The sequence below is a fragment of the Thalassobacter sp. genome (genome assembly GCF_982993085.1).
This window is the reverse complement of sequence record NZ_CEZFMW010000138.1, coordinates 5,120-8,605: the sequence shown is the minus strand read 5'-3', so window position 1 is coordinate 8,605 and position 3,486 is coordinate 5,120. Positions and strand designations below refer to the sequence as shown.

2 protein-coding genes and 1 pseudogene are annotated in these 3,486 nt (G+C 48.5%); all 3 read right to left on the bottom strand.

What is annotated here, in order from left to right; all coding sequences use genetic code 11:
* Window positions 1-290: 290 nt before the first annotated feature.
* Window positions 291-887 carry a DDE-type integrase/transposase/recombinase gene (locus tag AC4GMC_RS16085; RefSeq protein WP_487877599.1) on the bottom strand — a complete coding sequence of 199 codons (597 nt, stop codon included), beginning with the start codon at window positions 885-887 and terminating at the stop codon, window positions 291-293.
* A complete protein-coding gene (locus AC4GMC_RS16080; protein ID WP_487880366.1) occupies window positions 884-1,174 on the bottom strand; it encodes a transposase in 291 nt (96 codons plus the stop codon). The genes AC4GMC_RS16085 and AC4GMC_RS16080 overlap by 4 nt, the downstream gene beginning before the upstream one ends.
* Window positions 1,175-1,245: 71 nt before the next feature.
* Window positions 1,246-3,486, bottom strand: a pseudogene (locus AC4GMC_RS16075) (beta strand repeat-containing protein); the annotation flags it as partial.

The following is a 3,486-nucleotide window of genomic DNA, read 5'->3' as shown; positions in this document are numbered from 1 at the left end:
AACCAGCGCCCCAAACCGAAAGCTCCGTCAAGGCCGCATAGCCGCGGTCCTCGCCCGTATGGTTACCATACTTCATCGTAAAGAATGCACGGACAGGACAGTCATGAGACCAATTGGTCAGGCCCTTCTTGGGTCACGCGGCATCTTCGAGACAAAGCCTCGCCGCAAGGCGTTCCCGGGCGGTCGACAGGTCCAGGGAAAGACACGTGTCAGGTCGATCGGAATGTGGTTCAAACCAAACCGGAAAGCCAAGCGGCACCAACCCAGAGAACGGTCGATCAGTGTTTGAGTCAAACCACCCGAGAACTGGTTACCATCATATGACTATCCGTATTCATGATCTCGGGCTTGCCATATTTGGCGATGGCTTCGTCCAGTGCTTCAACGCAAAAGCTGGCATCCAACGCATTTGACAGCCGCCAGGACAGCACTTTGCGTGTTGCCCAATCCATGATTGCCACCAGATACAGGAACCCGTTCTTCACTGGAATGTAGGTAATGTCGCTGCACCAAACATGGTTGGGCCGCGTAATCGACAGCTTTCTCAATAAGTATGGCCAGATCTTATGCTGCGGGTGCTTCTTGCTGGTGTTCGGCCCTTTGTAGATGGCCTGCAGCCCCATGATGCCCATCAGGCGACGCACGCGATGCCGTCCTGCCGAGAACCCTGATTGGGGCAGATACGCCGCGATCTGGCGGCTGCCGAAGAACGGATACTTCGTAAATATCCGGTCAATCTCATGCATCAGATCAATCGTCGCCTGATCAAAGCCAACAGGCGTGTAATAGATTGAGGAACGGCTGATCTTGAGCAGCTTACACTGGCGCGTCAGGCTAAGGTCGGTGTTGTCCTTGCGGATCATCTCGCGGCGTTCAGACAGGCTCATCGCTTCAGCCCTTGTGACAAAAAATCATTTTCCACCGCCAGCTGACCAATCTTGGCATGAAGCTCTTTGATTTCGCCGTCTTTGTTCTCAGCCTTTTTGACCTTGTCCGAGAAAACGTTGACCATGCCATCAATCGCCTGCCGTTTCCACGTGCTCACCTGCGTAGGGTGCAGCTGGCGCTTCGATGCAATCTCCTGCACCGTCTTGTCACCGCGCAATGCTTCAAGGGCCACAGTCGCTTTAAACTTGTCTGAAAAATTCCGTCGCTTTGTCATTCTTGTATCCATTCAATCGGGTTGGATACATCTTAGCACGCTGTCCGAATTTGCCGGACCACTTCACTTTATAGCTAGGCTAATCAAATTACCTGAAGTACTTGCTCTATCCAAACCTCCGAGACAACGCCTGCGGCTGAGTAAACATCAAAGGTTTTCCCATCCTGTGATTGGTCTATACCACTATCCGTATATCCTACCGCTTCTACAGAATCCCCAGCATCACCTATGACCTTTAGAATGTTCTGGTCCGTGTCTAAATCGAGGATATCAGCAATAGAAAACTTCAATGCATTATTCCCAGAACCAGTCAAATCAAAGATTTCAATATCCTTAATTTTATGTTCACTCAGCAGCGTCAGATCCAAGGTTATATCAGCACCATCGATCTTCAAGGTGTCTTGTCCACCGCCCCCGTCAAAAACAGATAGAAGACCGTCGATAGGACCAGACGAGGCCAAATGATTAAGGTTATCCGCATTAACAATGATCAAATCATCTCCGGAGCCTCCCTTAATCACATCGCTCCCCCCGCCACCCGTTAGCGTATCATTTCCGTCACCACCCAAAATTATCTCTGAGCTTGTGTTGCTAACAATCGAATCATCACCAGCTGTATAACCACTTTTGATCAGACCAATCGAACTCGAATTTTCAAGAAACCCTGCCCCTAAATCAAGCGCTACTCCATCAGTTTTACCAAACACGACATATGACACACCCGCCGAAGCCAAATTATTAGGATCATCATTAGGCGCAGCGTATGGTGCTCCAATTATCAGGTCATCAAGACCATCTCCGTTAACGTCTCCACCAGAGGAAACATAAGTACCAAATTCACCATTAGGTTCGTATCCGTAAATTGCAAAACCACCTCCATTTTCTGCTTCAATATTGGATAGGTCAACTGCTGTTTGATCTGCCTTGCCAAAGACGACATAGGCCGCCCCAGCTCCGCTAGCACCATTTGGACCTGCCTGATAAGCTGAAATAATCATATCTGCTAACCCATCACCATTAACGTCCCCACCTGCAGATACTGCATAACCAGCTCTATCACCGGCATTCGCTCCGTTTATCATGAAGCCTGGTCCTGTACCTGCCTCAATGTCGGAAAGTTCAACTGCTGTTTGATTAGCCTTACCATAAATTACATATGCCGCTCCAGCTTCAAAATTTCCGTTAGCGGTTGTGCGATATGCGCCAACAAGTAGATCATCGAGACCGTCTCCGTTGATATCACCGGCAGAGGATACGGAGTTACCAGATTCGTCGCCCAAACTTGCGCCATTGATTACAAAACCAGGCCCAGTGCCATTTTCTATTGTTGCCAGATTAATTGCTGCACTATCTGTCTTACCATAGACAACATAGGTAGACCCTGCTTTTTCATTTCCATTAGGATCTGCCCTATTTGCACCTACGATGAGGTCGTCAAGACCATCTCCATTAACGTCCCCAGCGGATTTAACACTTACACCATTCCAATCAGCTATATTTACGCCGTTCATTGCGAAGCCACCTCCTTGGCCACGCTCAATGGTGTCGATATCAACTGGTATGGTACCAGTCTTCCCAAACACTACATATGCACTTCCTGCATCCGTATTGTTGCCTGGCGCTGCGTAGCGAGCACCAACTATTAAATCATCAAGTCCATCTCCGTTAACATCTCCAGCTGAGGCAACTGTAGTTCCCAACCTATCACCTGAAGATGCACCTTGAATTTCAAATCCACCTACACCTGCCTCAATGTCGGAAAGTTCCACAGCTGTTCGGTCTGCCTTGCCAAACACAACATAAGCTGAACCAGCAGAACTCCTATTCTGAGGATCAGTTTGGTATGCACCGACTATAATATCATCAAAACCATCTCCGTTAACATCTCCTGCAGACCGGGTTACCCAACCAGAATGGTCAAATGCATCATAACCATTGATTGCAAAACCATCTCCAGTACTGGCTTCAATTGAAGATAAGTCTACAGTGGTGCCGTCCGCCTTACCAAACACGACATACGATGTTCCGGCTCGTTGAATTCCGTTCGAAGTATTGTACGCTCCAATAATTAGATCATCGAGACCATCGCCATTAACGTCACCAGCTAATGAAACAGTGTTACCTGAAAAATCAAAAGCATCTGCGCCGTTAATTTTAAATCCGGGAATTGATTGTACGGCATTAACCAGTGCTTGGACTTCGGGACATGTATCGGCACCGCCCATGGTTGCCGCCAGAACCTGCGCATTGACCTTTATTATATTAAAGTCGCTCACGCCAGTAATACCCGCATCTGCGTAATCTGCCACTGTCAGTGCTGCAGG